The sequence below is a fragment of the Pseudonocardia sp. SID8383 genome (assembly GCF_009864975.1).
Taxonomy (GTDB): domain Bacteria; phylum Actinomycetota; class Actinomycetes; order Mycobacteriales; family Pseudonocardiaceae; genus Pseudonocardia; species Pseudonocardia alni.
Genome location: NZ_WWFY01000732.1, coordinates 1 through 6,967, shown reverse-complemented (window position 1 = coordinate 6,967; position 6,967 = coordinate 1). Strand labels below are relative to the sequence as shown.

The 6,967-nt window shown below is 76.0% G+C and carries 1 protein-coding gene; it reads left to right on the top strand.

All coding sequences use genetic code 11. From position 1 onward, the window contains the following. Positions 1-6,967 (top strand): type I polyketide synthase (locus tag GTW08_RS17655; RefSeq protein ID WP_161152242.1); only part of this gene is annotated, 6,967 nt, incomplete at both ends.

Genomic DNA, 6,967 nt, shown 5'->3' with positions numbered 1-6,967 from the left:
GCCGCTCCCGCCGCGCCGCGGTCGCCGGCTCGGCCGCCGCCTCGGGGCTGCGTGACCGTCTGGCCCCGCTCACCCCCGAGGAGCGGCGCGAGGTGCTCCTCGACCTCGTCCGCGGCCAGGTCGCGCTGGTCCTGGGCCACGCGGGCGCCGCCGACGTCGACGCCGGGCGCGCGTTCCGCGACCTCGGCTTCGACTCGCTCACCTCGGTGGAGCTGCGCAACCGGCTCAACACCGTCACCGGGCTGCGACTGCCCGCCACGATGGTCTTCGACCACCCGACCGTCGACCTGCTGGTCGACGTGATCGCCGACGACCTGTTCGGCACCGACGACGACCTCCCGGCCGCCCCGGTGCGGACCGCCGCGGTCGCCGACGACCCGATCGTCATCGTCGGCATGGCGTCGCGCTACCCCGGCGGTGTCGCCACCCCGGACGACCTGTGGACCCTGGTCACCTCGGGCGGCGACGCGATCACCGGGTTCCCCACCGACCGAGGCTGGGACCTGGAGAACCTCTACCACCCCGACGCCGACCACCTCGGCACCTCCTACACCCGCGAGGGTGGCTTCCTGCACGACGCCGCCGAGTTCGATGCCGGGTTCTTCGGGATGAGCCCGCGGGAGGCCACCGCGACCGACGCGCAGCAGCGGCTGCTGCTGGAGACGAGCTGGGAGGCGGTCGAGAGGGCCGGGATCGACCCGGTCTCGCTGCGCGGCAGCGCGACCGGTGTGTTCGCCGGGGTCATGTACAGCGACTACGGCACGGTGCTCGCCGGGCCCGAGTACGAGGGCTTCCAGGGCAGCGGCAGTTCCCCGAGCGTCGCCTCGGGCCGGGTGTCCTACACCCTCGGGCTGGAGGGCCCGGCGGTCACCATCGACACCGCGTGCTCGTCGTCGCTGGTCGCGATGCACTGGGCGATGCAGGCCCTGCGCTCGGGGGAGTGCTCGCTCGCACTCGCCGGCGGCGTGACGGTCATGTCGACCCCCGGCGTGTTCGTCGACTTCGCCCGCCAGCGCGGCCTGTCCCCGGACGGACGCTGCAAGGCGTTCTCCGACGACGCCGACGGCGTCGGCTGGGCCGAGGGCGCCGGCATGCTGGTGCTGGAGCGGCAGTCCGACGCGCTCCGGAACGGTCACGAGATCCTGGCCGTGGTGCGCGGGTCGGCGGTCAACCAGGACGGTGCGTCCAACGGTCTCACCGCGCCCAACGGCCCGTCGCAGCAGCGCGTGATCCGCCAGGCACTCGCCAGCGGTGGGCTGTCCACCGGCGACGTCGACGTCGTCGAGGCGCACGGCACCGGCACCACCCTGGGCGACCCGATCGAGGCCCAGGCGCTGATCGCGACCTACGGGCGGGACCGCGACACCGACCGGCCGCTGCTGCTCGGGTCGGTCAAGTCGAACATCGGCCACACCCAGGCCGCCGCCGGCGTCGCCGGTGTGATCAAGATGGTGCAGGCGATGCGGCACGGCACCCTGCCGGCGACGTTGCACGCCGGTGTCCCCTCGTCGCACGTGGACTGGTCCGACGGCACGGTCGCGCTGCTCACCGAGCAGAGGGCGTGGCCGGAGACCGGGCGGGCCCGCCGGGCGGCGGTGTCGTCGTTCGGGATCAGCGGCACCAACGCCCACGTGATCCTGGAGCAGCCGGCCACGGACGCATCCGGGCCGGTCGCGACCCCCGACGGCACCGACCACGACCGGGCCGTGCCCTGGGTGCTGTCCGGCCGCACGCCCGAGGCACTGGCCGGGCAGGCCGGGAAGCTGGCCGAGGCGCTGGAACGGCGCCCCGGACTGCGGCCCGCCGACGTCGGTCTGTCCCTGGCGACCGGCCGCACGCTGTTCGACCACCGCGCCGCCGTCCTGGCCGCCGACCGCGAGGAGGCACTGCGCGGGCTGACCGCGCTCGCCGCGGACCTCCCGGACCCGGCGGTCGTCACCGGGGCCGTCCGGAGCGGCCGGACCGCGGTGCTCTTCTCCGGTCAGGGGTCGCAGCGGCCCGGCATGGGCCGTGAGCTCCACGACCGGTTCCCGGTATTCGCCGAGGCGTTCGACGCGGTCATGGCCGCGCTGGAGGCCGAGCTGGGCTCGGACCTGCGCCCGGTCGTGTGGGGCTCCGACACGAAGCCGCTGGACGAGACCGGGGCGGCGCAGCCGGCACTGTTCGCGGTCGAGGTCGCCCTGTTCCGGCTGGTGGAGTCGTGGGGGATCACCCCCGACGTCCTGGCCGGGCACTCGATCGGCGAGATCGCCGCGGCCCACGTGGCCGGGGTGTTCTCCCTGGCCGACGCCGCGCGGCTGGTCGCGGCGCGGGCGTCGCTGATGCAGGCGCTCCCGGCGGGCGGCGCGATGATCGCCGTCCGCGCGACCGAGGACGACGTGGCCCCGTACGTCACCGACCGGCTGTCGATCGCGGCGGTCAACGGCCCGGAGTCGGTCGTCGTCTCCGGCGACGAGCACGCCGTCCGCGAGGTGGCCGCCCGGTTCACCGCCGACGGGCACCGGGCCACCGCGCTGCGGGTGTCGCACGCGTTCCACTCGCCGCTGATGGACCCGATGCTCTCCGAGTTCGGGGCCGTCGCCGCCGGGATCACCTACCGCGAACCGTCGATCCCGGTGGTGTCGAACGTGACCGGCGCGCTCGCCGGGCCGGGGGAGCTGTGCGACCCCGGGTACTGGGTGCGCCACGTCCGCGAGACCGTCCGCTTCGCCGACGGCGTCACCGCCCTGCAGGGCGCCGGCGTCGGCACCTTCCTGGAGCTCGGACCGGACGGCGTGCTGTCCGCGCTGGTCAGCAGCCAGACGGCCGACGGCGTCGTCGTCCCGCTGCTGCGCAAGGACCGCCCCGAGCCGGGCGCGGCGCTCGCCGCGCTGGCCCGGCTGCACACCGCGGGCACGGACGTCGACTGGCCGGCGCTGCTCACCGGCGGACGCCGGGTCGAGCTGCCCACCTACGCCTTCCAGCGGGAGCGGTACTGGCCCGCCGGGCCGCTCGGCGGGACGGCCGACCTGAGGGCGGTCGGGCTCGGCGCGGCCGGGCACCCGCTGCTCGGCGCCGCCGTCGGCCTGGCCGCCGACGACGGATGCCTGTTCACCGGGCGGATGTCGCTGCGCACCCACCCGTGGCTGGCCGACCACACCGTCGCCGGCCGGGTCGTCGTGCCGGGCACCGCGCTGCTGGAGATGGCCGTGCGTGCCGGCGACGAGGTCGGCTGCGACCGGGTCGACGAGCTCACCCTCGGCGCCCCGCTGGTCCTGCCCACCTCCGGGTCGGTGCAGGTCCAGGTCGCCGTCGAGGCACCCGACGAGGCCGGACGCCGCACCGTGGGTGTCTGGTCCCGCTCCGGTGACGACGGGACCTGGACCCGGCACGCGACCGGAGCGCTCAGCACCGCCGGGAGCCCCGCCGTTGGCGAGGTGACGACCGAATGGCCGCCCGCCGGGGCCGAGCCGGTCGAGGTCCAGGGCTGCTACGACGCCTTCGCCGACGCCGGATTCGGCTACGGCCCGGTGTTCCGCGGCCTGCGTGCGGCCTGGCGCCGCGGCGAGGAGCTGTTCGCCGAGGTCGCGCTGCCCGAGGAGACGGCCGGGTCCGCCGACGCGTTCGGCCTGCACCCGGCGCTGCTCGACGCGGCGTTGCACACCTCCCTGCTCACCGGGCTCGGTGACGGCGGGACGGCGGCGCTGCCCTTCTCCTGGCAGGGCGTGTCCCTGCACCGCTCCGGGGCCACGGCGCTGCGGGTGCGGCTCGCCCCGTCCGGCGCCGACGCGATGTCGGTGCGGGCGAGCGACCCGGCCGGGGCACCGGTCGTCACCGTGGACTCGCTGGTCACCCGGGCCGTCGCCGCCGACGCGGCGACCCACGGCGTCGGTGACGCGCTGTTCGAGGTCACCCGGCAGCCCGTCGCGGCCACCGGGGCACCGCGCACGGTCGCGGTGCTCGGTGAGGACCCCCTCGGTCTCGCCGGCCCGCTCGCGGACGCGGGTGTGCCCGTCGGCACCGGCACCGATGTCGCCGTGATCGCCGCGCGCGACGAGGTCCCGGAGGTGGTCGTCCTCGGTGTGGACGGCGCCGGCGACCCGGTGTCCGGTACCCACCGGACCACCGCCGAGGTCCTGGGGACGCTGCAGGAATGGCTCCGGCACGACGCACTCGCCGGGTCCCGGCTGGTCGTCGTGACCCGGGGTGCGACCGACGGCAGCGACCTCGCGGCCGCCGCCGTCGCCGGGCTGGTGCGGTCGGCGCAGACCGAGCACCCCGGCGCCGTCGGCCACCTCGATCTCGGCGGTGACGGCACCGTCGACGCGGACGCCCTCGCCTCGGCTCTCGGCTCCGACGAGCCTGCGCTGACGCTCTCCGGCGCGGAGATCCGTGCCCCCCGCCTCACCCGGCTGCCCGTCGGGGGCGACCCGGCCGTCTGGAATCCGGACGGCACGGTGCTGGTCACCGGTGGGACCGGCGGCCTCGGCGCGCAGCTCGCGCGCCATCTGGTCGAGGTCCACGGGGTCCGGCACCTGGTGCTCGCGAGCCGCCGCGGGGCCGACGCCCCCGGCAGCGCCGTGCTCGTCGACGAGCTCACCGCCCGCGGCGCCTCGGTGTCCGTGCGGGTCTGCGACGTGTCCGACCCCGCCGCGGTCACCGCTCTCGTCGCCGACGCCGGCGCGGACCGGTCGCTGACCGCGGTCGTGCACACCGCGGGCGTCCTGGACGACGGTGTGCTCGCCTCGCTCACCGCCGAGCGGCTCGGCACCGTGCTGGCGCCGAAGGCCGACGCGGCCTGGTACCTGCACGAGGCGACCCGGCACCTGGACCTCGACGCGTTCGTCGTGTTCTCGTCGGTGGCGGGCGTGCTGGGCGGCGCCGGACAAGCGAACTACGCCGCGGGCAACGCCTTCCTCGACGCCCTCGCGGCGCACCGCCGTGCCGCGGGACTGCCCGGTCTCTCGCTGGCCTGGGGGCCGTGGGAGCAGGGCAGCGGTATGACCGGCACCCTCGACGACGCCGAGGCCGCGCGCCTGGCCCGTTCCGGGATGCCGCCGCTGTCGGCGCAGGACGGCCTGTCGCTGTTCGACGCGGCCCTGGCCGTGAGCGGCACCGCCGACGGTCCCTCGCTCGTCGCTCCGGTGCGGCTGGACACCGCGGCGCTGGCGGAGTCCGGTGAGGTCCCTGCGATCCTGCGCGGCCTGGTCCGGACCCGCACCCGCCGCGCCGCGGCCGGCGGTGCGGCGACCGTCGCCGGCCTGGTGGACCGGCTCGTGGCCCTCGGGCCCGACGTGCGTCACCGGGAGCTCCTCGACCTGGTCCGCACCCGGATCGCGATGGTCCTGGGGCACGCGGACCCGGCCGTGGTCGACGAGCGGGCACCGCTGCGCGACCTCGGGTTCGACTCGCTCACCGCGGTCGAGCTCCGGAACCGGCTGAGCACGGCCACCGGCCTGCGGCTCACCGCGACCCTGGTGTTCGACCACCCGACCGCCACCGCGCTCGCCGAGCACCTGCACGAGGAGCTGTTCGGCGCCGACGGAGTAGTGCCGGCCCCCGTCGCGGCCCCGGCCGCGGTCGCCGACGACCCGGTCGTCGTCGTCGGGATGGCGTGCCGGTTCCCCGGCGGGGTGTCCTCGCCGGAGGACCTGTGGCGGCTGCTCGACGACGGCGTCGACGCGGTCTCCGGGTTCCCCACGAACCGGAACTGGGATCTCGGGTCGGTCTACGACCCGGACCCCGACCACATCGGCACCTCCTCCACCCGCCACGGTGGGTTCCTGCACGACGCCGGTGGGTTCGACGCCGGTTTCTTCGGGATGAGCCCCCGTGAGGCGACGGCCACCGACGCCCAGCAGCGGCTGCTGCTGGAGACCTCCTGGGAGGCGGTCGAGCGGGCCGGGATCGACCCGGTCTCCCTGCGTGGCAGCGCCACCGGTGTGTTCGCCGGGGTCATGTACAGCGACTACGGCTCGATCCTGGGCGGCCGGGAGTTCGAGGGGCTCCAGGGCCAGGGCAGCTCGCCGAGCGTCGCCTCGGGCCGGGTGTCCTACACCCTGGGCCTGGAGGGCCCGGCGGTCACCGTCGACACCGCGTGCTCGTCGTCGCTGGTGGGGATGCACCTGGCCGCGCAGGCGCTGCGGGCGGGGGAGTGCACGCTGGCCCTCGCGGGCGGCGTGACGGTGATGTCGACGCCGGGCACGTTCGTCGAGTTCTCCCGGCAGCGGGGCCTGTCCCCGGACGGGCGCTGCAAGGCGTTCGCCGACGCCGCCGACGGCGTCGGCTGGTCCGAGGGCGTCGGGATGCTGGTGCTGGAGCGGCGGTCCGACGCGCTGCGGAACGGTCACGAGATCCTGGCGGTGCTGCGCGGGTCGGCGGTGAACCAGGACGGTGCGTCGAACGGGCTGACCGCGCCGAACGGTCCGTCGCAGCAGCGGGTGATCCGCCGGGCGCTGGCGAACGCCGGCCTGGGTGTGGGTGACGTGGACGTGGTGGAGGCGCACGGCACCGGCACGACGCTGGGTGACCCGATCGAGGCGCAGGCCCTGATCGCGACCTACGGGCGGGACCGGGACATCGACCGGCCGCTGCTGCTGGGCTCGGTGAAGTCGAACCTGGGTCACACGCAGGCCGCGGCCGGTGTGGCGGGTGTGATCAAGATGGTGCTGGCGATGCGGCACGGGACGGTGCCGCGCACGTTGCACGTGGACGCGCCGTCCTCGCACGTGGACTGGTCCGACGGCACGGTCGCGCTGCTCACCGAGCCGACGCCGTGGCCGGAGACCGGCCGTGCGCGCCGGGCGGGTGTGTCGTCGTTCGGCATCAGCGGCACCAACGCCCACATCGTGCTGGAGCAGCCCGTCGCCGTCGCCGAGCCCGGCGAGCCTGCCGAGCCCGAACCCCGCGTGGTGCCGTGGGTGCTGTCCGGCCGGTCGCCGGAGGCAGTGCGCGCCCAGGCGGCGCGGCTGCGCGACGCGCTCACCGA